This is a genomic window from Zunongwangia profunda SM-A87 (assembly GCF_000023465.1).
Lineage (GTDB): Bacteria > Bacteroidota > Bacteroidia > Flavobacteriales > Flavobacteriaceae > Zunongwangia > Zunongwangia profunda.
Genome location: NC_014041.1, coordinates 2036733 through 2062848, shown reverse-complemented (window position 1 = coordinate 2062848; position 26116 = coordinate 2036733). Strand labels below are relative to the sequence as shown.

The 26116-nt window shown below is 35.1% G+C and carries 28 protein-coding genes; 9 read left to right on the top strand and 19 right to left on the bottom strand.

Annotated elements, in window-relative coordinates:
- Positions 1-54: 54 nt before the first annotated feature.
- The 7 genes from ZPR_RS09135 to ZPR_RS09105 all read right to left on the bottom strand — a co-directional run bounded on the left by ZPR_RS09135 (position 55) and on the right by ZPR_RS09105 (position 5846).
- Positions 55-1395, bottom strand: a complete 1341-nt coding sequence (locus ZPR_RS09135; RefSeq protein WP_013071351.1) for a DUF3570 domain-containing protein — start codon at positions 1393-1395, stop codon at positions 55-57.
- Positions 1386-1598 (bottom strand): DUF4266 domain-containing protein, encoded by a 213-nt coding sequence (locus ZPR_RS09130; protein ID WP_013071350.1) that lies wholly within the window; start codon positions 1596-1598, stop codon positions 1386-1388. The genes ZPR_RS09135 and ZPR_RS09130 overlap by 10 nt, the downstream gene beginning before the upstream one ends.
- Complete coding sequence (locus ZPR_RS09125) at positions 1595-2584, bottom strand: FAD:protein FMN transferase (RefSeq protein ID WP_013071349.1); 990 nt, start codon at positions 2582-2584, stop codon at positions 1595-1597. Before ZPR_RS09125 ends, ZPR_RS09130 begins: the two co-directional genes overlap by 4 nt.
- Complete coding sequence (locus ZPR_RS09120; protein WP_013071348.1) at positions 2581-3018, bottom strand: thioredoxin family protein; 438 nt, start codon at positions 3016-3018, stop codon at positions 2581-2583. Before ZPR_RS09120 ends, ZPR_RS09125 begins: the two co-directional genes overlap by 4 nt.
- Before the next feature lie 14 nt (positions 3019-3032).
- Positions 3033-3659: an HD domain-containing protein gene (locus ZPR_RS09115; protein WP_013071347.1), complete on the bottom strand. Its 627-nt coding sequence runs from the start codon at positions 3657-3659 to the stop codon at positions 3033-3035.
- Positions 3660-3801: 142 nt separating this feature from the next.
- The gene (locus ZPR_RS09110; RefSeq protein ID WP_013071346.1) at positions 3802-5181 is read right to left on the bottom strand and encodes a sensor histidine kinase; all 1380 of its coding nucleotides are present in this window, start codon (positions 5179-5181) and stop codon (positions 3802-3804) included.
- On the bottom strand, positions 5178-5846 hold the full coding sequence (locus ZPR_RS09105) for a response regulator transcription factor (RefSeq protein WP_013071345.1): 669 nt from the start codon (positions 5844-5846) through the stop codon (positions 5178-5180). The genes ZPR_RS09110 and ZPR_RS09105 overlap by 4 nt, the downstream gene beginning before the upstream one ends.
- 321 nt (positions 5847-6167) lie before the next feature.
- Between ZPR_RS09105 and ZPR_RS09100 the strand changes: the two genes are divergently transcribed.
- The 4 genes from ZPR_RS09100 to miaE all read left to right on the top strand — a co-directional run bounded on the left by ZPR_RS09100 (position 6168) and on the right by miaE (position 10650).
- Positions 6168-6449 carry a hypothetical protein gene (locus ZPR_RS09100; protein ID WP_013071344.1) on the top strand — a complete coding sequence of 94 codons (282 nt, stop codon included), beginning with the start codon at positions 6168-6170 and terminating at the stop codon, positions 6447-6449.
- Between the two features lie 3 nt (positions 6450-6452).
- Positions 6453-7811 carry an oxygen-independent coproporphyrinogen III oxidase gene (gene hemN, locus ZPR_RS09095; RefSeq protein ID WP_013071343.1) on the top strand — a complete coding sequence of 453 codons (1359 nt, stop codon included), beginning with the start codon at positions 6453-6455 and terminating at the stop codon, positions 7809-7811.
- A gap of 383 nt (positions 7812-8194) precedes the next feature.
- Entirely contained in the window at positions 8195-10066 is a 1872-nt protein-coding gene (locus tag ZPR_RS09090) for a DNA polymerase III subunit gamma/tau (RefSeq protein ID WP_013071342.1), read from the top strand.
- Between the two features lie 2 nt (positions 10067-10068).
- Entirely contained in the window at positions 10069-10650 is a 582-nt protein-coding gene (gene miaE / locus ZPR_RS09085; protein WP_013071341.1) for a MiaE family protein, read from the top strand.
- Positions 10651-10712: 62 nt separating this feature from the next.
- Here miaE and ZPR_RS09080 read toward each other — a convergent pair whose 3' ends face one another.
- The 8 genes from ZPR_RS09080 to pyrR form a co-directional block, all read right to left on the bottom strand.
- A complete protein-coding gene (locus ZPR_RS09080) occupies positions 10713-11600 on the bottom strand; it encodes a Ppx/GppA phosphatase family protein (RefSeq protein WP_013071340.1) in 888 nt (295 codons plus the stop codon).
- Positions 11597-13705 (bottom strand): polyphosphate kinase 1, encoded by a 2109-nt coding sequence (gene ppk1, locus ZPR_RS09075; RefSeq protein ID WP_013071339.1) that lies wholly within the window; start codon positions 13703-13705, stop codon positions 11597-11599. Before ppk1 ends, ZPR_RS09080 begins: the two co-directional genes overlap by 4 nt.
- A 3-nt stretch (positions 13706-13708) precedes the next feature.
- Positions 13709-14209: a SixA phosphatase family protein gene (locus tag ZPR_RS09070; protein WP_013071338.1), complete on the bottom strand. Its 501-nt coding sequence runs from the start codon at positions 14207-14209 to the stop codon at positions 13709-13711.
- Positions 14210-14211: 2 nt separating this feature from the next.
- The gene (gene pdxH / locus ZPR_RS09065; protein WP_013071337.1) at positions 14212-14856 is read right to left on the bottom strand and encodes a pyridoxamine 5'-phosphate oxidase; all 645 of its coding nucleotides are present in this window, start codon (positions 14854-14856) and stop codon (positions 14212-14214) included.
- A 270-nt stretch (positions 14857-15126) separates the two neighbouring features.
- Entirely contained in the window at positions 15127-16032 is a 906-nt protein-coding gene (locus ZPR_RS09060) for a ribonuclease Z (protein WP_013071336.1), read from the bottom strand.
- A gap of 47 nt (positions 16033-16079) precedes the next feature.
- Positions 16080-16412, bottom strand: a complete 333-nt coding sequence (locus ZPR_RS09055; protein ID WP_013071335.1) for a hypothetical protein — start codon at positions 16410-16412, stop codon at positions 16080-16082.
- Positions 16413-16456: 44 nt separating this feature from the next.
- On the bottom strand, positions 16457-17386 hold the full coding sequence (locus ZPR_RS09050) for an aspartate carbamoyltransferase catalytic subunit (protein WP_013071334.1): 930 nt from the start codon (positions 17384-17386) through the stop codon (positions 16457-16459).
- 8 nt (positions 17387-17394) lie between these two features.
- Entirely contained in the window at positions 17395-17934 is a 540-nt protein-coding gene (gene pyrR, locus ZPR_RS09045) for a bifunctional pyr operon transcriptional regulator/uracil phosphoribosyltransferase PyrR (RefSeq protein ID WP_013071333.1), read from the bottom strand.
- Between the two features lie 317 nt (positions 17935-18251).
- Here pyrR and ZPR_RS09040 point away from each other — a divergent pair, with 317 nt between their 5' ends.
- Complete coding sequence (locus ZPR_RS09040) at positions 18252-18662, top strand: hypothetical protein (protein ID WP_013071332.1); 411 nt, start codon at positions 18252-18254, stop codon at positions 18660-18662.
- Between the two features lie 299 nt (positions 18663-18961).
- Entirely contained in the window at positions 18962-19438 is a 477-nt protein-coding gene (locus ZPR_RS09035; RefSeq protein WP_013071331.1) for a nucleoside deaminase, read from the top strand.
- Positions 19439-19470: 32 nt separating this feature from the next.
- Here the strand turns inward: ZPR_RS09035 and ZPR_RS09030 are convergent, their stop codons facing one another.
- The 4 genes from ZPR_RS09030 to ZPR_RS09015 form a co-directional block, all read right to left on the bottom strand.
- Positions 19471-20295, bottom strand: coding sequence for a sugar phosphate isomerase/epimerase family protein (locus ZPR_RS09030; protein ID WP_013071330.1), 825 nt, complete (start codon positions 20293-20295; stop codon positions 19471-19473).
- 226 nt (positions 20296-20521) lie between these two features.
- Complete coding sequence (locus tag ZPR_RS09025; RefSeq protein WP_013071329.1) at positions 20522-20962, bottom strand: MarR family winged helix-turn-helix transcriptional regulator; 441 nt, start codon at positions 20960-20962, stop codon at positions 20522-20524.
- Between the two features lie 153 nt (positions 20963-21115).
- Positions 21116-21532, bottom strand: coding sequence for an organic hydroperoxide resistance protein (locus ZPR_RS09020; RefSeq protein ID WP_013071328.1), 417 nt, complete (start codon positions 21530-21532; stop codon positions 21116-21118).
- A gap of 94 nt (positions 21533-21626) precedes the next feature.
- Positions 21627-23132 (bottom strand): MltF family protein, encoded by a 1506-nt coding sequence (locus ZPR_RS09015; protein ID WP_013071327.1) that lies wholly within the window; start codon positions 23130-23132, stop codon positions 21627-21629.
- Between the two features lie 346 nt (positions 23133-23478).
- Here ZPR_RS09015 and ZPR_RS09010 point away from each other — a divergent pair, with 346 nt between their 5' ends.
- Genes ZPR_RS09010 through gloA2 form a run of 3 tightly spaced genes read left to right on the top strand, consistent with a single transcriptional unit; the run spans position 23479 to position 25973 of the window.
- Positions 23479-24849, top strand: coding sequence for an ethanolamine ammonia-lyase subunit EutB (locus ZPR_RS09010; protein WP_013071326.1), 1371 nt, complete (start codon positions 23479-23481; stop codon positions 24847-24849).
- Positions 24842-25597 (top strand): ethanolamine ammonia-lyase subunit EutC, encoded by a 756-nt coding sequence (eutC, locus tag ZPR_RS09005; RefSeq protein ID WP_013071325.1) that lies wholly within the window; start codon positions 24842-24844, stop codon positions 25595-25597. Before ZPR_RS09010 ends, eutC begins: the two co-directional genes overlap by 8 nt.
- Entirely contained in the window at positions 25590-25973 is a 384-nt protein-coding gene (gloA2, locus tag ZPR_RS09000; RefSeq protein ID WP_013071324.1) for an SMU1112c/YaeR family gloxylase I-like metalloprotein, read from the top strand. The genes eutC and gloA2 overlap by 8 nt, the downstream gene beginning before the upstream one ends.
- Positions 25974-26116 lie beyond the last annotated feature (143 nt).

Genomic DNA, 26116 nt, shown 5'->3' with positions numbered 1-26116 from the left:
ATTGGTTTTAGTGAGCATATTACAGTTGAATTTGAGATAGTTTTCTAAAAAATACTACGGAATTATAAAGTTAACTCCAAAAGATACCAATCCTGAGTTTAACCCCGAATTCCTTTTGTAATAAAGATATCTAAGATCGATACTCTTTAAATGCAAACTCCAGATATTGAAATTGGTAAATATATCGGTGTAATTTACACCAAACCCAAACTGATTTGCATGGAATTTTGAAAGGTCATAATCAGATGTATAGTATTGCTGGTTAGAACGATGCATCTCGTAACCGGCAAAATAATCTGCAGCAGTTTGAGTATAATATCTATACGATGGGTAAAGTGTAAATTTACTACCCAGTTTTATGGGCATTTCTATACTTGCCGTATGCGATTGTATTCCCCAATCATCACTATAATAACGATAATAACCACGCAGTACAAAAGTTTCGTTTAGATAATAATTTAAGCGACCGCCAACTGCAATTTTAAGTCTTGTATCGGGTAATTGCTCTATAGCATCCGCCAACTGAAAATTCTGAATAAATGAATCCGCAACATCTGCAAAATATACCCGCTGAAAAGGCGTCGATAAAAGTCCGTTTTGGCTCACCACATCCAACGCCAGTGATCCTTGCAATCGCTCACTAAGAATCTGGGAAAAATTTAATCCCAAAGTATACGAATTTCGCCCTTTATCAGTAAATTCAGTAAATTTAGGATTGTAGTTAGGATTGCCGGTAATCGAATTTTGCTGAAATAAGCCATCATTTAAACCAGCTCCGCTTTCTCCAAAAGGCCTTAATTCTATAGGATAAATAGGCTTCCAGGTATCTAGATAGATTTTGGTGTGTAGGGTAAGTTCCGTATTTTTTTCATTAAATAACTTTGTAAAACTTCCACCAAAACCTATTGAAAAATAATCATATTCACTGGCCAAAGATGCATCTGCCGTCCAGATCGTATTACGATCGTCTGAACTATGGCTATAGGTACCGTTAATATTTGCCCAGGTATCACCACGAGACGCTCCAGAGGATGCTGTGAAAGGATCTGCCTGCCCAGCACCATCAAAAGGATTGATATTACTGGAAGACGCCGAAGTATATGCTGAAACACCTGCATCTATCGTCAAAACATCATCTACATTTAACGGAATAGATACCACGATGGTTGGCGTAAAATCGGTAAGCTCTTCTGTTCCCGTACCACCAGATACGGCTGCATTATTTCCATCCTGAGAATAATAACTGCTTAGAAAGTCGATTTCGGTATTTTCTAAAACCCTTTTTTTGTAGCCATCAACCTCACCAGAAGAAGATTGCTCTTGCTGAGCTATTAAAAAATTGACATTTAAAATGCCCAAAATCGCTACAATACTATATTGATATTTTAATTGCATCCGCATCCTCCACCAGTTTTGCCTCCATTTGCACCAGAAGCTGCTTCCCTGTACGAATGAAAATTTGTTTGAAACCGATCTACTTTCTTTGCTCCCAAAACCATATCGGGATCATTTATATACACTTTTTCATATTCCTTAATTGCCGAACATGAAACAGTACTGCAAGCTATTAACGCCAGTATTACTACTTTTTTAATCATTTAGTCGCTATTTCAATATGATCTGAAGTATGAATATTTCCTTCAACATCAATAATTATACATTCTACTTTAGGTAACTGGTTAATTCTATTTAACCCTACTTCTTTTCCCATTACAAATACCGAGGTGGCCAGAGCATCGGCCAATTCGGCTTTAGGAGCAAAAACCGTCACACTAATAATTCCGGTAGCCGGATAGCCGGTTCTTGGATTGATAATATGTGCATATCGAGTTCCGTTAAACTCTACAAACTTCTCATAATCTCCAGAAGTTACTACCGCTTCATTTTTAATAGGCAGCAAAGCAAAAGCTTTGTTTTTATCCATAGGATTGGTAATGGCAACCTTCCAATCTTCACCATTTACCTGTTTACCCCAGGTATTCATATCTCCCGAAGCATTAATAATACCCGCAATTACACCTTTACTTTGCAGTAAATCTTTGGCTCTATCTGCTGCATAGCCTTTCCCAATTGCTCCAAAGCCAATTTTCATTCCGGGTAATTTCAGAAATACGGTATGTTCAGCTTCATTTAAAATAATATTTTGATAACCTACTTTTGAAACTGAACTTTTAATATCTTCTTCAGCAGGCATCCTAGTCATACTGCCATCAAACTTCCAAATTTTATCCATGGATGCGTAAGTAATATCAAAAGCTCCATCGGTAAGTTTTGATATCCCTATCGCTCTTTTTATAAGATCAAAAAGCTCCTGACTAACTTTTACGGGTTTTATGCCTGCATTGGTATTGACTAAAGAAGTCTCTGAATTTGGATCCCAGGATGAAATTCGCTTTTCTATACGCGTAATTTCAGCAACGGCCATATTGATATCGCTGTTCGCCGCTGTGCTATCTTTAGCGACCACGGTAATATCAAAGCGACTGCCCATAAGTTTTAGGGTTCGCTTCAGGGTTTGCTGCGCATTTACCTCTACAGCGAACAATATTAAAAGCATTAAAAAAGATCCTGCTTTTTTCATCATTTCGCAAACTTATCAAGCATGGCTATATATTGTTTTACTTCAATTTTTTGATAGCCTGCCTGTCCCAAAACTTTACCAGATTTATCCAAAACCACTACAAATGGGAAATAGCCATTAGAATTGTAAACTTCAGCTAGTTTATTGTTCTTTTCTTGTTGTTCTGGTGAAAGCGCATTTTTATTTTTCCGCGGAAAATCGGCTTTTAACATTACGTAGTGTTTCTGGGCATAGTCTTTAAATTCTTCTGTGCTCCAAATTTCTTTATCTAACTTTATACAAGGCGCACACCAATCCGATCCCTGAAAAACAAGAATAATAGGTTTATCTTCTTTAGCCGCTTCTTTTTTTGCTGCGGCAAAATCGGTTTTCCAATCCTGAGCTAATAAAAATTGAGTTGAAAAAACGCAAATAAGGATAAGCAGTATTTTTTTCATTTTTAATTTTGTTGTTATGCACAATTGGACTTCATTTTAGCTGATGCCGATTTTGTGATTTTTATTAATTTGTTTTTTAAGAAATTGATGTTTTGGCATTTCCCCTGTGCTAATATTGTTCTACCGTAGTGGGTAAAAAAATGCTGTTGACTTAAAAATTGAATATTAAGCCGAAGCCAACTTTCTTCACCATATTGCTGCCGAAGCTTTTCCTCCCACTCTTTTCTTAGTAATTGATTACGACCAATAAATTTTGAAGTTCCCAAATGAAAAATATCAGCATCACAAAGCACCTCGGCTTCCAAACAGCATGGTTCCTGTGGCATATGAGTAGACTGAATACAATTTGTTACTATTTTAATCTTTTCTATAGGCCAGTCTTTAGCAGACAGAAATTGGTAAGCGAATACCGCACTATATTTTTCATGCTCTTTATATGATTTTAAAAATCCTGTATCGTGAAACCATCCTGCAATGATTACTGGCTCCATAAACGATGCAGAAAGCCCCATTGATTTACCAATGGTTTTAATGTTGGCCACAACGTCTCGCGTATGTTCCAGATTATGAAAAGACATTTCTTTACAAGATTGTGAAGAAAGTAATTCTTCACAATATGATTTTACTTCATCAATCAACATATATCAAAAAAATTAGTTGAAGTAATTCTATATCATAATTCTTATTCTAATCCTTTATGGAGCGTTTCCGCCTAAGGTTTTTAATTAGTATAAAAGTAAATGGTATACCTAAAGATAAACTAAGTCTTTTCTTAAGATTCGCTTAAAAATAGATAGTGAAAGTAGTTCCTTTATATTTGATGCTATCTACCTCTATTCTAGCGCCAATAGCCTGCGCTGCTTTTTGTACAATAGAAAGTCCTAAACCGGTACCTTTTATATGTTTATGCTCTAAACCTTCAGATCTAAAAAATGGATTAAAAATCTTACTGATGTCATCTTCTTTAATTCCAATTCCTTCATCAATTATCTTTACAACCGGTCTGGAATTTTTCATCTTTAAATCGATGGTTATGGTAGAATCTGCATAGGCATACTTAATAGCGTTTTCTAAAACATTATTTAAGATAGCGTATCCATAATAGGCATGTATCTGGAAATTTTTAATTCCTTCAGCATTAAAAACAAGCTGAATATTCTTTCTCCTTAGTTTTACAGTATATTCATTAATCACCTCATCGATAAGAGATATGATTTCTGTTTGCCTGCTATTATCAAGAAGGCGATGGCCATCGTCATTTCTAGCTAAAAATAATAATTGCTCAATTATAACGCTCATCCTATCAATTTCACCAAGACTATAAGTAATCTTATCTTCATAGTCTTCACGAGTGCGCTCTTTTCTTATCAAAACTTCCAGAGTTCCCCTAATTGAAGAAATGGGCGTCCTTAATTCGTGAGAAGCATCACTGGTAAACTGGCGTTCTCTTTCGATAGCCTGCTCTACACGATCTAATAGGCTATTTATCGAAAGGGATAAATCGTAAAGTTCATCCTTATTATCGGGAAATTTCACACGCTCATTAAGGTGATCTCTACTTATACGATTGGTTGTTTGCGTAATTTCCTGAATAGGTTTAATACTTCGTCCTGCCAGGAACCTTGATATAAAAAATAGAACTATCAAAATAAGCGGGTAACATAAGATCAGTATCCAGGCCAGCCGCACAATTACATCTTGAGAAGCTTCAAAAGACATAGCTGTAATGATATATCCATAAACTTTACCATTCATCTTTACCGGCACCTGGATTTGACGAATAAGTTCGTTTTTTAAATAAGCATTAAAATGCTCATTATCTTCTTTATTTTGAAAAAATGATAATTGATCTTTTTTAAGATTTGGTGACTTATCGGTTACGACTGTGCCAGTGCTATCCATCACCTGAACAAAAACAGGATTTATTTGCACCTCCCTATGCTCTCGTTCTTCCCATTCTTCTTTATCCCAAAAAACAGGCCTTCCATTTTCTAAAGTGGTTTCCTGTAAGTGTATGGTCGCTTCGTAATGGAGATCACTATCTAATTGTTGGTAAACAGTTTGCTTTACCAGGATAAAAACCACTAAAAAAGCAAAAGCCACAATAAGCGCAGTAGCCAGCATATAATAAATAGCAATACGATCTTTAAAACTTAGCTTCATGATTCTTTAGCAATGTAGCCAACTCCCCTAACTGTTTGAATATAATTTTCATCTTGATCCAAATCTAGTTTACGACGTAATGCATTAATGTACACATCTATTACACCAGTGTTATAGCTAAAATTGATATCCCAAACTTTTTCTATAATCTTGGTACGTGTACATACCCTTTCTTTATTACGAATTAAGTATTCCAGCAATGCAAATTCCTTAAGGGTAAGATTAACTTCTTTTCCGTTTTTAAATGCCTGATGAGTACCTGTATTCAATTCTATCGGTCCTAAAGAAAAGATAGCGTGCTCTCCTGATTTAGGGCGCAGTTGCACCTTAATTCTTTCTAGTAATTCTTCAAAATGGAAAGGTTTTTTTATATAATCGTTCGCTCCACTTTGTAAACCAAATATGGTTTCGTCTACGGTGTCCTTAGCCGTCAAAAAAAGTACAGGGGTTTCTTTATCTTCTTTTCTAAATTGCCGGCATATTTCTATACCGCTTAAGCCAGGAAGCATCCAATCTAACAGCAAGAGATCGTACTTTCCGGTAAGCGCCAATTCTAGCCCTTTTTTGCCATTATCAGCAATATCTACGGCAAAAGATTCTTCTTCTAAGCCCTGCTTTAGAAATCCAGAAATACCTGTTTCGTCCTCTACTATTAGAATTCTCATAGTACAAATTTGCTATTAATCCTTTAAAATGACTTTAGTCTTACCTTAAGATTAGCTTAAAATTTAGGTTTTTTAAATTTCAATACTCACCTGTTACAAGGTAATCAATATTCAAGATTTAGTCATTTTATATTGTGAGGTGGCTTAAAGCTAAAGCCTAATGCTTTTTACCAGCAGATAAGAGGACTTAGAATTTCAAAGAGAGCTTCAGTAATAAAAGACTTTTAAAAAATTTTAGAAAAAAAATCGAAACTGACAATTATCATATTTTACGACGAGCTTCTAGGATAATTTTGTTGTATAATTAAAAATCCTCGAATTATGACACTTTATGCAAAATTAAACGAAGAATTTAGTCACAATTTCTTAGGCTATTCAGCTTTAGCCATGATCGTTTCTACAAGTTTAGGAGGGATCGCAATAATGACCACTTTAATGCATGGCCATGCAGCATTACAAATGTTTATGGTTTTTATTAGTGTTGCTATTTGTAGCGCTCATAATGCATCGATTTTAACTGTACAAAAACCAAGTGTGGTTTTTCACTTATTTACCGCAAGTGTTTTAATTAACACCTTACTAATTATAGGAAACAGCATATAAATCATGCAAATACTGGTAAATAAATATAATGTAGCCGGTCCAAGGTACACAAGCTATCCAACCGTACCATATTGGGATGATGCTTCTTTTTCATTAAAAGAGTGGAAAGAATGTTTAAAAAGAAGTTATGTAGAAAGTAAGCACAACGGTATAAGCCTCTACATTCATCTCCCATATTGCGAAAGTATGTGTACCTTTTGCGGCTGCAATAAAAGGATTACCAAAAATCACCTTGTTGAAATTCCTTATATCAAATCACTTTTAATAGAATGGGATTTGTATGTTTCCTTATTTGAAGAAACACCAAAGATTTCAGAATTGCATATAGGTGGCGGTACTCCTACGTTCTTTTCTTCGGAAAATTTACAACTGCTCATTGCAGGATTATTTAAAGATCCTAAGGATCGCGCTAATGCCAAGCTAAGTTTTGAAGGCCATCCTAACAATACCAGTCATAAACACCTTGATGTATTAGCCAATCTTGGCTTTACAAGGGTTAGTTATGGGGTGCAGGATTATAATCTCAAAGTTCAGAAAGCGATAAATCGCGTACAACCTTTTGAAAACGTCCAAAAAGTAACCACTCTTGCCAGACAAGCGGGTTATACTTCTATAGGCCACGATATCATTTTCGGATTACCTTTTCAAACTACAGCTGATATAGAAAATACTATAAACCTTACTAAAAAATTAAGGCCAGAGCGTATTGCTTTTTATAGTTATGCTCACGTGCCATGGATAAAAGGTAACGGTCAACGTGGTTTTAAGGATGAAGATCTCCCTACTGCTGAAGAAAAAAGAGCCCAGTTTGAACTTGGTAAAAAGCGCTTATTAGAATCGGGGTATATAGAGATTGGTATGGATCATTTTGCCCTTCCCCAAGACGAATTAGCACAAAGTCTTAAGCAAAAAACAATTCATCGTAATTTTATGGGATATACTACAACGACTACACAGTTGATGGTTGGCTTGGGCGTTTCAGCAATTGGTGATTCCTGGTATGCTTTTGGACAAAATGTTAAAAACATAGAAGAATACAATAATTTAATTGAGGGTGGAATATTTCCTATTTATCGCGGACATATTCTTAGTCCGGAAGATTTAATTATCAGAAAGCATATTCTAAACCTAATGTGCAAACTGGAGACAAGTTGGGAAGACAACAACATGCAATTTCCAGAATTACCGGATATAATTATAAAGTTATCTGAGATGCAAGATGACGGATTATTAAAAATCCTCCATAATAAAATTGAAATTACAGAAAAAGGAAGAGCTTTTGTTCGCAATGTTTGTATGGCATTCGATCTTAGGCTTCAACGAAAAAAACCAGATACTAAACTATTTTCCATGACTATTTAAAATTCTGTCTTCTTTAAACCAGAGGCTTTCTTTTAACGCTCCTAACCTAACCATAAGATTTCGGGGATTTTCTGATTGGAAGGTGGGATATCGTTTTGGGAAGCCTCTTTTTTTATGTTGTGGATTCAGAGCTGAAAGTTGTAAATTATAGGTTGGAAAGTTTGAAAGCCAAATGTTTAAAGTCTGTTTATTGATTATTCATTTTCAAGAAAACCCTTTGCATTCCACATAAGCTTCATTCCCATATTTCTATAGTCTATCTTCTTATTTCTAAATTTTGTTTCATAAAGCCGTTCATAAAGTTCACTATTTGTTTATAAATACTCGTCAACATCTTCGTGGTTAAGCAGGCTATTTTTATATTTGTCGTTCAAACTTGTTAGATGGAGCATTTTGTAGTTTCGGCGCGTAAATACAGGCCACAAACCTTTAAAGATGTAGTTGGGCAGCAGGCAATTACCAATACTTTGGCTAATGCTATTGCTCACAATCATCTTGCGCAGGCACTTTTATTTACCGGTCCACGTGGAGTGGGAAAAACAACTTGTGCCCGTATTTTAGCCAAAATGATTAATCAGGACGGTACTCAAAGTCCAGATGAAGATTTTGCTTTTAATATTTTTGAACTCGATGCCGCCTCTAACAACTCGGTTGATGATATTCGTAATCTTATCGATCAGGTAAGAATACCACCACAGGTAGGCACTTATAAAGTATATATTATAGATGAGGTTCATATGTTATCTACCTCGGCATTTAATGCTTTTCTTAAGACCTTAGAAGAGCCGCCAAAACATGCTATTTTTATCCTTGCTACGACCGAGAAGCATAAGATTATCCCCACTATTCTATCGCGTTGCCAAATTTTTGATTTCAAAAGAATTACGGTTACCGATGCCAAAGATTATTTAAAATATATTGCCGAACAGGAAGGTGTTAATGCCGAAGAAGATGCTTTGCAAATCATCGCTCAAAAAGCAGATGGTGCAATGCGTGATGCACTTTCTATTTATGATCGGGTAGTAAGTTTTAGCGGAAATAACCTTACCCGACAAGCTGTTACTGAAAACCTGAATGTACTGGACTATGATACTTACATGCAGGTAACCGATTTGTTACTGGATAATAATATCCCGCAATTACTGATTTTATTTAATGACATTTTATCTAATGGCTTTGATGGACATCACTTTATTGCAGGTTTAGCGTCGCATTTTAGGGATTTATTGGTGTGTAAAGATCAGCGTACCATCCAGCTTTTGGAAGTAGGTGAACAAACAAAAGCAAAATATTTTGAGCAGTCCCAAAAAACGTCTCAGCAATTTTTGCTTCAGGCTATTGATCTGGCGAATGAATGTGATTTAAAATATAAAAGCAGTCGAAATCAACGACTCTTAGTAGAACTCTGCTTAATGCAAATAGCCTCTGTCACTTTCGACGGAGAAAAAAAAAACAGCAGTCCTAAAATAGTTCCCCCTTCTCATTTCGAACAACCTGCAAAATCGATCTCCAAAGAGGAAAAATCGATTATCAGAAATAATGAATACGGGCAAAGTGGAACACCCCCTAAAGAAGCGCAACAACCTTCTGTCGAAAATCGTACAGAAAACGATACTTGTGCTCCAGAAGCTACACCCGCCAATCAGCAATATTTTAGTAATGAAGTTCCCAACACTTCTGATCCAAAAATTGAAGAAGCAGAAAAAGAAATACCGGAACAAAATAAATCTGAATTATCGAGCGACGAAACACCAAAATCAGTAAATCCTGCTACTAATACAACAGAAAAAAGAGAACGGGTATCCGGACTGTCTTTGGCTAGTATTCGAAAGAAAAAAGAACTCGAAGCTCAGGTAAAGGATAAGGCCCCGGAGCGTGAGACGGTAATGACCGGAAAATTTACTGAAACACAGTTACAGGCCGCCTGGGACGATTATGTTCATAGATTGAAGAAGCGTGGAGAGAAAATCCTGGCTTCAATTTTAGAAACCGACCTTCCTACTTTAAAAAATGACAATGAAATTCATTTAGAATTACCAGCAGAATCTATGAAAATCGACCTGGAAAAAGGTCAGCATAAATTAATGGGATTTCTAAAAACCCGATTAAAAAATACGACCATCTCGCTGGTTATTGATGTTAACGAAACTACGGCGAAAAAATTTGTATTTACACCAATAGAAAAATACAATAAGCTAAAAGAGAAAAATCCGCTTTTGGATAAATTACGAACAACTTTTGATTTAGACGTATAATTATGCTTGGTTTAAAACTTCCTACCGATCCCAGATGGGCAGATATTGCCAATAAAAATATTGAAGAAATTTTAATTGATCATGCCTGGTGTGAGCAAAAAGCAGCATCTACCGCGATCTCTTTAATTGTTAATTACCCTGAATACCCCGAACTTGTTACCGCCATGATTGCCTTATCCCGTGAAGAAATGGGACATTTTAAAATGGTTCATGATAAAATTTTAGCGCGTAATATCGAGATGGGATGGGACCGTAAGGACGAATACGTAGTTCAGCTTTTAAAGTTTTTCCCAAAAGGAGGTAGCCGAAAGACACAGCTTATCCACCGATTATTGATTGCCGGACTAATCGAAGCAAGAAGCTGCGAACGTTTTAGATTATTAAGCGAAAAACTAGAAGATAAAGAACTGGCCGAATTTTATAAAAACTTGATGATTAGCGAAGCAAATCATTATACAATGTTTTTAAAATTTGCCAGAAAATATGGAGACCGTGAAGTAGTTGACAAAAAGTGGAACGATCTTTTAGAATTTGAAGGTAAAATGATCCAGGGATTAGGAAATAAAGAAACCATCCACGGTTAAAAAATTATCAAAAAAAGCTGGTAAATTCACCAGCTTTTTCTTTTTATAGCATTGATTTCATATTAGTTAGACTGGTACATGGACTTAATTATTCCATCTGCCAAACCAATTTTAGGCACATATATTTGATTTGCCCTGGCCCATTTCATAGAATTCAGATAAATTCTTGAGGCAGGTATAATTACATCTGCACGATCGTTCTTTAAATCTAACTCGATAATCCTTTCCTCATAAGTATAACTATTAAGCAATTCGTCATACTTCTTAAGATAAGCAAGACTTAATGGCTTTCCTTCTTTTTTACCGCTGGTCTTAAAAATATTATTAATATTCCCTCCAGATCCTATAAGACTAATATCTGGATAACCTTTTGTAGTTTCACGAACCCAGGCCTCCATTTCGCGCCAGGTTTTGTTCTCTACCAGATCGTTTAATAATCGCACAGTACCTACTTTAAAAGATCTTGAAGCTATAGATTTTCCATTGCTATAAAGTGTATACTCTGTACTTCCCCCACCAACATCTACATATAGATAATTATGATCATCCTGAATTAATGCATGTAAATCTGTAGCGGCAATAATGGCAGCTTCATGTGAGCCATCGATAATTTCAATTTCTATTCCCGTTCTCTTTTTTATAACTTCAGTAACCTCATCAGCATTTTTTGCCTCTCGCATTGCAGAAGTAGCACAAGCTTTATATTTTTCAACACCATGAGCTTTCATTAACAGGCTAAAAGCATGCATGGCATCTACCATACGATCACGGTTATTTTCAGAAATACTTTGTTTTAAAAAAACGTCTGCTCCCAATCTTATGGGCACGCGTACTAAAGAGGTCTTCCTAAAACTGGTTTCCATGCCCTCCTTTTCGGTAATGGTAGAAACCAATAATCTAATGGCATTAGATCCTATATCTATCGCTGCAAAATTCTTTTGTACTATCACTTCCTGTAATTTTCGTTTTTATTTAAGTAATAATCGTAAAGCGCTTCCTGAGATCGCACTCTTGGCTTTGTTTTTTTGCGATAAGCATTATTTTGTTTTTCTGAAAAAACGCGCGCTTTTACATTATCACTCCAACTAATTTCAAAGCCATCGATTACTTCCTGTTTTATATCTTTATCGTATATAGGACAAGCAATTTCTACTCGGTTATCCAGGTTTCTGGACATTAAATCGGCCGAAGAAATATAAACCCTTGGATTCGTTGCATTCTCAAAAATATACACTCTTGGATGTTCCAAAAATTTATCTACAACGCTAATCGCTTCTATATTCTCGCTCATTCCTGGTACACCGGGAATTAAACAATTAATTCCTCTAACAATCAATTTAATTTTTACTCCTGCCCTACTGGCCTGGTATAATTTATCGATCATGGGATAATCTGAAAGACTGTTTAACTTCAGTTTAATCCCTGAAGGTTTACCTTCAAGCTGATTATCGATTTCATTTTGAATGAGTTTTGTTAAAACTGCACGAGTATAATGTGGTGAAACGATTAGATGCCTGTATTTACTCACTTTATAATTGGTTTCAAAAAAGTCGAAAACCTTATTTACTTCTTTTAAAATCTCCTGATTTGCTGTAAAAAGTGTATAATCGGTATAAATTTTTGAGGTGGACTCATTGAAATTACCGGTACTTATAAACCCATATTTTTTTAATTTCCCGTTGTTTTCTTCACGTTCAATCACACAGGTCTTACAGTGAACTTTTAATCCAGGTACCCCAAAAATAAGCTTCACCCCTTCCCGTTGCATTTGTTCAGCATACTTAATGTTTGCGGCTTCATCAAAACGTGCTCTAAGCTCTATTTGAACCAAAACCTTTTTACCGTTTTTTACGGCATTAATCAATGAACTTGCGATGTGAGAAATTTTTGCTAAACGATATATGGTAATTTTTATGGTTTTTACTTTTGGATCTAGCGCAGCCTCACGTAAAAATTTAACCACATAAGAGAAACTTTGGTAAGGTGCATAAAGCATATGATCTTTTTTACCGGTACCCTGTATCAAACTTGTTTGCAATGCCAGACCGGGAATAGGTAGTGCTTCTTTAGTATCATAAAGTAATTCTTTGCTCCCCAATCTTGGAAACCCCATATAATCACGGCGATTATGGTAACGCCCGCCGGGAATAATACTATCTGCATGATCTATGCCCATTTTATTCATAAGATAATTAAGCGTTGCCTTATCGATATTTTTATCGTAAACAAAACGAACAGGATCCCCCTTAATTCGATCTTTTACACTTTCAGAAATCTTTTCGATAAAACTTTTACTAAGGTCGCTATCAATATCTAATTCGGCATCTCTTGTTATTTTAATCATATGGGCAGAAATAGTCTCGTATTCAAAAATATTGAAGATACTATTTAAGTTATACCGAATTAAATCGTCTAGAATGATAATATATTTTTTTTCATCTTCTGATGGTAAAACCACAAATCGCTCTATACTTCGTGGAATTTCAATAAGCACATATTTACGCTCATTTGTAGTACTTTTTACCAGTTTGGAAATTTTACCTGCCGGTTTAGAAGCTTTCATTTCCATCGTTACAGCCAGATAAGCAGCACTATCTTTTAAACTAGGTAGTTCTTCTAAATCGTTAAGTACGATGGTTACCAATGCCGGACTTACCTGAGAAAGAAAATAATCTTTAACAAATTTCTGCTGGGATTCAGACACTTCTTTTTCATTGATCACACAAATGCCATGTTCCTCACGTAGTCGTTGTTGTATCTTATCTAAAATCTTTAAACTTTCAGACTGCTGTTTAATAACAACCTTAGTGATATCTTCCAAAAGTTTGCTGGCCTTCATACCACCTAGCGCGCTTTTCCCTGCTTTCCCGGCAAGATCGATACGCTTTACCGTAGCATAACGAACTTTAAAAAACTCATCTAAATTATTACTAAAAATCCCTAAAAATCGCAGTCTTTCTATTAAGGGTACGGTTTCATCTTCAGCCTCTTGTAAAACTCGGGTGTTAAACTGAAGCCAGCTTAATTCTCGATTGATGTATTTATTTTCCTGCATGCTTTAGCGTAAATTCTTTGGAAAAAGGGTTAGTAAGGTCTTGCCTGAAGTTATAGTATCCCAATTAGAATCTTCAAAATCTATAACACACAAGCCGGTCGTTGGAATATTATCAAATTTGCGATCTCCCATAGCATTTACCAAATTGGTTATCCCGGGATTATGCGAAAAAACGACAAGCGTTTCTATTGAATTTGGAGCTGAACAAATAATGTTTTTCAGTTCCCTGCTATTAAAAGTATATAATGCTTTTTTTACCTGAAAATTTTCATCTTTAATTCCTAATTTTTTTTTGAAGATCTTCGCAGTCTCGTGGGCTCTTGTAGCAGGACTACTCCAAAACATAGCAGAATCGGAATCTATATTCTGTTTAAAGAAAGTATCAAAAATTCCTAAAACTGCCTTGGCATCTTTTAGTGCTCTCTTTTTCAAAGGTCTTTCATCATCCGGTACTTGATGCTTCCAGGAAGATTTACCATGTCTTACTACAATTAATCGTTTCATAATTAAGGAGCTAAACGTTTAGAGTTCCATTGAGCTTCTTCTTTATTAAAAATAATACGATCGTGTAATCTATTTTGGCGCCCCTGCCAAAACTCTATATTTACAGGTTTTACAATATATCCACCCCAGTTCTCTGGTTTAGGTACTTCATGATCTTTATACTTAAGTTCAACTTGCGCCAAGTTATTTTCTAACACTTCTCGCGAAGCAATTTCAGAGCTTTGCGGAGATGCCCATGCGCCTAGCTGACTCCCCCTTGGGCGGGAATGATAATATTCGGTCGCCGTTTCATCATCAACCTTTTCCACTACTCCCTGTATAATTACCTGTCGCTCTGTAGAAGGCCAGAAAAATGATAAACAAACATTTGGATTAATAGCTATGGCTTTTCCTTTTTCTGAATTAAAATTAGTGTAGAAAATAAAGCCTTCAGAATCATACGATTTTAAAAGAACAACCCTCGATTTCGGAAAACCGTTTAAGCCTATCGTAGCAATCGTCATTGCATTTACTTCTCCTGCACCGCCTTCCACTTCGGTCTCATTAAACCATCGTTCAAATAATTCGAATGGATTATCAGAAATATTGTTTTCTAACAATTCACTTTTTTCATAAGATTGTCTATAATCCTGCAGATTCCTACTCATGGTTATATATTTTTAACTCTTCTAAAAAAGTTTTTTTAAACTTTAATCGAAATTTCGTTCAGAGCGCTTTTACGTAATATTCTATAGAATTTACAAGCTTTTCTTGTCTACTGCAATTTACAAGTTTTAAAAATAAAGCCGAAAAAAATTGACCATGTTTATATCAATTTTTAAGGAAGATTGGAACAAACTATTAATTACCTATAAGCAGATAGAAATTCAGTAAATCACTTATAATTTTAAATAAAATTGAATTCTCTGAATTACGTATTAAAATTCCAGCGTCTTACCATCTTCAGCCAGTAAAACATTAGGAAAGACCTGCTCGGCTTCAATTTTAAATAGTTTAATATCAGGATATCGAGTAGAGTAATGTCCTAAAATAAGTTGTTTTACATTAGCTTGTTTAGCTATCGTCGCAGCCTGCATTGCAGTGCTATGTTTAGTAGGATCTGTTAATTTAAGCTGCTCCTGTAAAAAAGTAGATTCGTGGTACAGCACATCAATATTGGATAATTGCGGAATGATTTCTTCAGAAAAAACTGTATCACTACAAAAAGCATAACTTTTAGGGGCATCTCCGCTTTCTGTTACAAGCTCGTTTTTTATAAGTTTACCTTCTTCAGAAATTACATCTTTACCCTTTTTAAGACTTTTAAAAAGCGCTACGTCTATTTTATATTTTCGAGCTTCTTCCACTAATAATTTACGGTCGCCTTGTTTTTCCTTAAATAAAAATCCATTGGTATACACCCTGTGCTTAAGTGGGATCGTTTCAACGGAAAGCTTTTCGTTTTCGTAAATTTTTTCTGGTTGAGTTGAAGTTAATTCGTGAAAATAAAGGGGATATGGTGTCCAGGCCTTTGATAATTTAAGTTGAAGTAAAATCACTTCTTTTATTCCTTTTGGACCGTAAACATGAAGCTCCTTTTCCCTATTAAGCAACATAAAAGTAGAGATAAGCCCTATTAGCCCATAAAAATGATCGCCATGCAGATGCGAAATGAATATGTGTTCGATTTTACCGAATTTGATCTTATTTTTACGAAGTTGAACCTGGGTACCTTCCCCGCAATCGATCAAAAACATTTGATTTTGCATCGTTAAAACCTGCGAGGTGGGATTGGTCAAAGAACGTGGAGTAGCTGCATAACAGCCTAAAATATCAAGCTTCATTAAAATCGGATTTTAAAGAAAAACGGCAATGTTTTAGAAAGACAGATTTAAAAGCCAAGCTCTCGCTCCAGCTCTTCCATCTGGATCACATCTTCGGCTTCTCTTAAGGTAGGCACTACAAATAATTCTTCTGGGATTTTATCTATGTTAATAGCGTCATTAACGATTACAAAAGATTTTTTGTTAGCACGATGTATGGTAGAAAGTTCTAAAAATCCTAATAACTCTACTAACTCCATTTCACCATATTCAAGAATATCGATTACAAGGTTTTCATTTTCAAACTCATGATGATTCGTTGTTAATCGTGAAGTAAAATCGGTTATAGAATCCTTATCATCGGTAATTAAAAGATAACTTTCTTTCTTTTCAATTTTCATTAGCCTCTTTTTGTCATATAAAATACTAATTTAAAAAATAAAATCTATTGCTTGATTTTAGAAGCCAATAAATATATAACCGCCATCCTTACCGCAACACCATTCTGTACCTGATCCAAAATAATTGCCTGATCACTGTCTGCAACATCACTGGTAATTTCTACGCCGCGATTAATCGGTCCCGGGTGCATTACAATGATTTCTTTGTTTAGACTATTCAGTATTTTCTTATTTAAACCAAATTGTTGCGTGTATTCTCTGGTAGAAGGGAAATAACTAATATCCATCCTTTCATTTTGAACCCTCAGCATGTTGGCAACATCGCACCATTCTAATGCTTTTATAAGATTGGTTTCCACCTCTACTCCCAAAGAATCAATATATTTTGGAATTAGCGTTTTAGGTCCGCAAACTTTTACGTTTGCTCCCAGTAATTTTAAGGCAAAAATATTAGAAAGGGCTACTCGACTATGCAAAATATCTCCTACAATCACCACATTCTTTCCGGCAACCTCTCCTAAACGTTCACGTATAGAATACGAATCCAGCAAGGCTTGTGTGGGGTGCTCATGTGCTCCATCCCCTGCGTTTACAATGCTAGCTTTTACGTGTTTAGAAAGAAAAATTCCTGCTCCAGGATTAGGATGTCTCATAACCACCATATCGACTTTCATCGATAAGATATTATTTACGGTATCAATAAGCGTTTCTCCTTTTTTAACCGAGGAAGAAGCAGCTGAAAAATTAATCGTATCAGCACTTAAACGTTTTTCGGCAAGCTCAAAAGAAAGGCGGGTTCTGGTACTATTTTCAAAAAATAAGTTGGCTATGGTTATATCTCGTAACGATGGGACTTTTTTAATAGGCCGGTTAATAACTTCTTTAAAATGATCGGCAGTATTAAAAATTAAGTCAATATCCGATTTTTGCAGGTACTTAATCCCAAGTAAGTGGTTAACACTTAATTCGTTCATTACGCTAGTTATTTTGAAATAAGGTAAACAATATCTTCGCCTTCATTTTCCTTCCAGTTTACTTTTACTTTTTCCTCGTTTATAGCATCTACCTGTCTACCATTATAATCTGGCTGAATAGGTAAATGTCTACTAAAACGACGATCAATAAAACTTAACAATTCAATTTCTTTGGGCCTTCCAAAAGATTGAATCGCAGTAAGGGCTGCCCTTATGCTTCTACCGGTATATAAAACATCATCGATAAAAACCACACGCTTATCTTCTACTACAAAATCGATTTTTGTTTTATTGGCTTCTAACGGCTTATCGCTTCTGCGGAAATCATCCCTGTAGAATGTAATATCCAATTGGCCCGTTTTAAGATCCTTAAGCTGATATTCCTGTTCCAAAATTTCCTGAAGTCTATTTAGTAAAAATATACCCCTGGGTTGTATCCCGATAAGAACAGTATTAGAAAAGTCAGAATGATTTTCTACAAGCTGGCAAGCCAGTCGTTGCAAAATAATTTGTACTTCTTTAGCGGTAAGTAGCACTTTTTGACTCATATACTGGGTTGAAATGAAGGTTCGGAGAGCAAAAATAAGGTATTTTTTGATTCTTCGAATCAAATAAGAACATAGTTTTTATCAAAAAAATAAATTATTACAAGGCTTTTAATTTTTAAACTAAAAATTTGAAGGGTAAAAATTCAATAAATCACAATAATAATTTACAAATGAATATTTAATTGAATTACAGACAAATATAACCTAACTTTAGCCCTAATTTAGAGCCCTAAGATTACTTAACATACTATATATTTTATTTCATTTTTTAAATAATTATTAGACCTAAACCAAACATAAATTCTAAAAAATCAAAAATGAAATTAATTTACAATGGTGGAAACCGAAAACTTTCCCGAGTTGTTAAACGTGCCAATGAAATATTATTAAGTAGTTTTTATTACATCGAAATAGAAAAATATCTTCAACTCAAGTATGATGAAGAAACAGCTTCTAATTTCTTAAAAGAACTTCGATCCATAAATAAAAAAGTCACTATAAAAGGACTTTGGAATCCTATTGGTAGTAAAGCTTTAAAGGTAAAAAACGATTATATTTTAATTAATACGGCACATCTTAGCAAATCGCACCGAATACTTTTAGCACAGTTGATCACTGAATATTTTTTGGTCCTCGATCAAAAAGAGCAGTTATCACAGATAATTCCTTTTAATAAAGCAATCGATTTACCAGACGGCTTTGGGGCTATTGCCAGGAATTTCATGTAATAGAAACTTTAATTATTGCGTCAAGAATCCATCTGTAAAAACACTTTGCAATACAATAACTAAAAACCAAGACTTATTAAGATCCTATTAATTTGAGGTATGAACTAGAAAACATATTTATAATTTTTGAGGAATACCAATAAGCAGCGAAATCTAGAAATTATATTCTTTTTTTACGGTGTAAAACATTTCTAATAAAAAAAGATGCCTTTAAGTTATAAAAATCATAAGATCTAATATTAGAAAGCTTTTACTCTCCTTTTTTATTTAGATTTGATTTTGAGGAAAAATTGCTAAGTATGACAGAGGACGATAAAAAATTTATGCGTAGGGCTATAGCCCTGGCAGAAGAAGGAATGAATACAGGAGCTGGTGGACCTTTTGGTGCAGTTGTGGTTAAAGATGGTGAAATTATCGCTGAAGGATGGAATATCGTAACATCCAGTAATGATCCTACCGCCCATGCTGAAATAACTGCGATAAGGAGAGCATGTGAAAATTTAAATACATTTCAATTAGAAAATTGCGTGCTTTATACTAGTTGTGAACCTTGCCCCATGTGTTTAGGCGCGATCTATTGGGCGAGGCCTAAAAAAGTATTTTATGCCTTAAACCATAGTGATGCCGCTAAAATTGGTTTTGATGATCAGTTTATCTATGAAGAACTGGATAAGGACATCGAAAATAGAAAAGTACCTTTTGTAAATATTCTGCGGGAGGAAGGATTACCTGTTTTTGAGAAATGGGATAGAAAAGAAAACCGAATCGATTATTAAGATTCGGTTTTTTTATTTCAAAATTTAAATTTTTAAATATGGGGCTTTTCTTTTAAATTTTCCCATACTCTTATACTTCGCCTAATTTCTTCATCTAAGCGTTCTCTTTCCAATGCTGTTTTTGGCGTATTGCCAGGCACTAATTCGGGTAAAACCACTTCAATAATTATGGGACCGTCAAAACCTATTTCTTCTAATACGCCATGATGTTTAACAAAATCTACCTGTCCTCTTCCGATTCCCGATCTATTGGAATCAGAAATTTGATAGCTAAATAATAGCTTCTCAGATTTTCTTAACGCTTCTAAAGGATCTGGTTCTTCAATATGCATATGAAAACTATTCAAGATTAACCCAAAATTGCGATGCCCCACCGCTTTTATTAATTCCATAGCCTTTTGTGCTGTATGGATCATTGGCGATTCGTATCGGTTAACACATTCGTAAGCTATTTTTACTTTTTTTAGTTGTGCATAGGCATCCAGAGTTTTACAACAATGCACCAGCATTTCCCAAGACTCCTTAGGATCTTTACAGTTAACAGTCCACTTAGCTAGGCCCTGAAGGTTTACCCAGGAAGCTTTCACCTGCACTGCAAAATCAATAATGTTTTTGTAAAAAGCTATAGCAGTTTCAGCATTCGCCTGTCCTTGGGCTGGAGGGACCGAGTCAAAAGGATCTATAGCAAAAATCTCCAGATCAAAAAGATCTGCGGCTTCAATTACTTCCTTCGCATTATAGTCACTCCAGTCACCATTAAGCTGTACCCCATCCAGTCCCAGCATTTTGACTTTTTCCATCAACGCATTGATATCTGATATTCCTAATATCCAGGAACAAACCCCCAACTTGCTCATTCTATTCTTTTTTACTGAATAAAGGTAAGCTCTATTGTTAAAAAATGCTGTTAGATTCTAGTTAATTCTAGTAATCATGATTAACATATTTAAAGTCCAGACTTTTTTTCAACTACTAAAACTATGAACATAGAGGCTCAAAAAAAGGCATCACTGAAATGAGTAAAACCGATAAAAAAGAATAGGTTTTCTGCAGAAGAACACGTTCGGTAAAAGTATACTGAAACTATTTTTTGTTCATTTTATCAATCATTTTGTATAATATTCGATACAATTCTTTGGCTTCTTCTGCTGCCAATGGAAGTTGCTCAGACAATAGCTTTGGCACATTACAGGCCTGGTCTTTTAGCTTTTTCCCTTGATCAGTTAGCGTAATTACGATATTTCTTTCATCAGATTCAGAGCGTTTACGGTCTAAAAATCCACGTTGCTGAAGTCGTTTTAAAAGTGGCGTTAAGGTATTGGATTGTAACTGAAGTTTTTCTGCTATCACACTTAAATTCACCTCATCTTTTTCCCAAAGTACCATTAATACCAGATATTGCGGATAGGTAAGGTCTAAATCCTTCAACATTGGTTGATACCTCTGAATGACCAATCTTGAAGCTGTATACAATGGAAAACAAAGTTGGTTATCAAGTTTTAAATTTTCATATTTCTCATTCATCCTTCCGCAATTTTTAAATGTTCACAGCCTTTTACATTATTGAAAGTAATAAAAATTCCCTTTTTGCAATAAGCAAAAAGAGAATTCAGTAATTTTTAACATCGAAATCAACTGTCCCAGGCTGTAACCAGGCAATTATTCCGCTATGTGGAATTAAATAACTTCTAATTCAACTTCTATATTTCCGCGGGTAGCGTTAGAATAAGGACAAACCTGGTGTGCCTTTTCTACCAATTCTTGTGCTTTCTCCTTCTCTACTCCAGGAATTTCTATGCTAAGTTTTACCGCTAATTGAAAGCCACCTTCATTATTTGGGCCAATCCCTACTATTGCAGTTACAGTAGTTTCTTTTTCTGGCTTCACCTTAGCTTTACCGATAACCATATTTAAAGCGCTATCGAAACAAGCTGCATAACCTGCTGCAAATAATTGTTCTGGATTTGTAGTTCCGCCTTTTCCCCCTAATTCTTTGGGCATTAAAATGTCAAAATCTATAAGTCCATCTTCGCTTTTCACATGTCCGTTTCTTCCTCCTGTGGCTGAAACTGTTGTTTGATATTGTGTTTTCATAATTAAAATATTTTATCTTTTACGATTAAATCGTTTACGATACAAATATATTCAAATAAAGATTATTCGAAATAAAAAATTACTTAAAATCTATTTAATTTGAAACCAACTGAGAAGTGGAATCGGGTGTTTTAAAAGGAATAAGTGTTTTATAATGCTCATACCGAAGGAAAATTTCCTTTACATATAAATAAGGTTCCCTACCTCTTACAAATCCATATTTTACTTCAGGCCGGCTAAAAAATTCTCTGGAACTCAATTTCAGTAAATAATCTTCTACGTTATCGTCCCATACGTACGGATCCTCGCCAGAAGCCTTGGTTAAGCGTTGCGCGTCGCGAACATGTCCCAAACCACAATTATATGCAGCTAAAGTGAATTTTATCTTCTGAATGCTATCTTCGACTTTGGTAAAATTTTGAATTAATTTCTTTAAATATTGTGTACCACCACGAATATTTTCTGAAGGATTGGTAATATTTTTCACCCCTAATTCTTCTGCCGTTGCCGGCATTAATTGCATTAAACCACCAGCGCCAGCCCAGGAATTTTCATTTGGCTGAAAGCGTGATTCCTGGAAGATTTGTGAACTCAGTAGTCGCCAATCCCATCCTAAACGCTCGACATTATTTTTTACAATAGCATCATACTGACTGATTTTTCCCTGATTTTTACTATAAAATTCACTTTTTATACGTCGACGGTACGATTTTTTGTTCTTAAAATACTTGTTGTACACGACGTAATAAAAATCTTTCTTTTTAATATTTCTTAGCCAGGAATTAATCTCAGCCAACAATTCAGGTGAGTTTTTACGAACCGACCAAGCGATACGTTGCGAGAAGCTAATCTCTGTATCGATATCTAAAATTGGATTGTAAGTTTGATTAATGGCGGCAATATTATAATCTGAAACGGTATAATCTATTTCACCATCCACAACCATTTTTATAATATCCTCGGTGGTTTTATTTCCCGAAACCAGTTGAATATCAATTTGCCCACCAATCTCATTTTCCAGGTTCTCTAAGCGTTCGTAATAGGAAGAATTTTTACGTACGTGCACCGTTTTCCCGATCATTTCAATAGGATCGTTAATTGTATGCTTTTTGATCTTGTACATGGGTAATCTACGCCAATTTTCAGGCCGGCGTTGCACCAATACCTGATGTGTTAAATAGTGATATTCGGTAAAATTGACTATCTTTTTACGGTCTTCGGTAACAGAGAGTCCAAAGGCTATTAAATCGCCCACACCCGCATTTAACATATCGAACAAATGATCCATATCTTTAGCAACTTTGATATCTAATTCAAGTTCTAAATGATCAGCGAGTTTTTTTACCAATTCGTATTCAAAGCCCATAGGTTTCCCTCGATATAAAAAATAACTGGTAGAATTATAAATGGTAATGACCGTTAGCTTACCATCTTCTTTAATAGCTGAAAGATCTTTAGAGTACAGTTTTGGAGTAATTTCAGCTCCATCGTTCAGATTCTTTTTTTCAGAACAGCTTACAAAACAACTAAAAAGAAAAAGTAGTACGAAAAACTTTTTAAAAATAAAATATAAAGAAAATTTATGTAAAAGTTGAATCATTAAACAATTGATTTCCTGTAATATAACCAATTAAATTAACTTTAAAAAATAAGAAACCGGATAAGAAACGTGAACAGCAAAAAATAGGACTTAAGATTTATAATTTGACAATAAGATCCCCACTTAAATTCATAAATATCAAAATACTAGTTTTTTATATAAATTAATATTCGCTAAGCTAACTTCTATTCAGGTTTTTACTAAATTTCAGATAAACCTAAAAGCTTGTTCTTAGGGGTTTTGGAGAAAATGTTTGCCATTTTTTTGGGTCCCGATCCCATCCGGCTAATCATGGGGCTGTATGTGACATGAGAATTATGCTCTATTATCAAGTTAAATTTAGTTTATGGAATATAAGTTCAGTATCAATAACATCACTTACAATTTTAAAGATTTAAAAACTTTATTGGCCAAAGCCAGTCCTGAACGATCTGGTGATGTCCTGGCCGGGATTGCTGCAAAGGACAATAAAGAACGGGTTGCCGCGCAATATGTTTTAAGTGATCTACCGCTAAAGGTATTTCTGGAAAATCCTATTATTCCTTATGCTGAAGATGAAGTTACCCGCTTAATTATGAACGATCATAACGCTGAAGCTTTCTATCCCATTTCTGCATTTAGTGTTGGAGAGTTTAGGGATTGGTTGCTAAGTTATGAGGCCACTCCTACAATTTTAAAAGATATTTCCCCTGGATTAGCCCCGGAAATGGTCGCAGCCGTTTCTAAATTAATGCGTAATCAGGACCTTATAAAAGTGGCCCAAAAATGTGAAGTGATAACAAAATTCAGGAATACACTCGGCTTAAAAGATCGGTTTTCGGTTCGATTGCAACCCAATAATCCTATTGATGATCCAAAGGCGATTGCTGCGAGTACGATTGACGGATTACTTTATGGCTGTGGTGATGCGGTAATTGGCATCAACCCTGCTACGGATAGCCCAAAGGCCGTGTCAGAATTATTAAAACTACTGGACAATTTTAGACAACAATACGAAATTCCAACACAAACCTGCATTTTAAGTCATATTACCACCACCATGGAGATTATCGAAAAAGCACCTGTAGACCTTATTTTTCAGTCGATTGGTGGGACTCAAAAAGCAAACGAGTCTTTCGGGATTAATCTAAATATGCTTCAGGAAGCCTATGATGCGGGATTACAGCTAAATAGGGGAACAATAGGAAATAATATAATGTATTTTGAAACCGGTCAGGGATCTGAACTTTCTGCAAATGCACACCATGGTGTAGATCAGCAAACTTGCGAAGTTAGAGCTTATGCTGTGGCAAGAAAATATAGTCCTCTTTTAGTAAATACTGTAGTTGGCTTTATTGGGCCAGAATATTTATATGATGCAAAGCAAATTACGCGTGCAGCTTTAGAGGACCATTTTTGCGGAAAAATGATGGGACTGCCTATGGGTTGTGACGTATGTTATACCAACCATGCAGAAGCCGATCAGGATGATATGGATTCTTTATTAACGCTTCTAGGTGTGGCCGGTTGCAATTATATAATGGGGGTTCCAGGAGCTGATGATGTAATGCTGAATTACCAAAGCACCTCTTTTCATGATGCGATGTACCTTAGGAAGGTTTTGAATAAACGACCGGCACCAGAATTCGAAAAATGGCTGTTAAAAATGGGTATTTTTGATAAACAGGGAAATCGCCAGCGCTTAAATGAATCTCATAAACTCATAAGTAATGGATAAACCAAAAATATATAAAAGTGAGCTCCAAGAAGATCCTTATACTCAGCTACGCAAGCTTTCTAAGGCACGTATCGCGCTTGGAAATACCGGAGGAAGCCAATCGTTAAAGCATGTTTTACAATTTCAGTTAGATCATGCCAAAGCTCGGGATGCGATTTACAAGGAATTTGAAATTGTAAAAATTGAATCAGAGTTAAAGAATTTCGACTTAAAAATTTTCCATTTTAAAAGTAAGGCAAAAGATCGTGAAGAATATTTAAAACGTCCGGATTTAGGAAAGCTTTTGGCATCATCTAAAATTGAAAAAACTTTAGAATTTGATATTATCTTTAATATTGTTGATGGTTTATCACCTGAGGCTACCCTGCAAAGCCCAAAAATTATCGAAAAATTACTTCCGAAGTTAAAGGACAAATATTCCATCGCGATGAGTATCGTGCAGAATGGTCGAGTAGCTATTGGTGACGAAATCGCAGAAAAGCTAAATGCAAAATTTACTGCTACTTTTATTGGGGAGCGTCCCGGTTTATCGAGCCCAAAAAGTTTAGGCATTTATACTACTTACCTGCCTAAGAGTGGTACTACAGATGAAAGAAGAAACTGTATTTCTAATATTCATAGCGATGGAATGGGTATAACAGATGCTACAAATCTTTTGGAGTTTTTAATTAATGAATCGTTCGCGAAAAAAATTAGTGGTGTATCTTTAAAATCTAACTTGAAAAACCACAAAATCGATCATGCTTAAATCCGTTCATCACATTGCTATAATTTGTTCTGATTATCCAGCTTCAAAAAAATTTTATAGCGAAATTCTGGAATTAGAGATTATACGCGAAGTGTATCGTAAAGAGCGGGATTCTTACAAATTAGATTTAGCTTTGAATGGGGAATACATCATCGAGTTATTTTCTTTTCCAAATTCACCAAAACGTCCAAGCCATCCGGAAGCTCTGGGGTTACGGCACCTTGCCTTTGCAGTAGATGATCTCGCAAATATGATTTTAAAATTAAATTCAAAAGGAATCAAAACTGAAGATATTCGTATGGATCCACAAACAGGGAAAAAATTCACTTTCTTTAGCGATCCGGATGATTTACCTTTAGAACTTTATGAAGAATAAACTGCTTTTTTAGACTTAAAGTTTCAATAGAAATCATTCTTAAATTTAGGATGTTTAGACTATCAACAAAACTAAGATTCTAATTTTTCTTTCTTTAAGACTTATCAATAAAGATTTTTCCTACAATTTATATGGAAAAATAA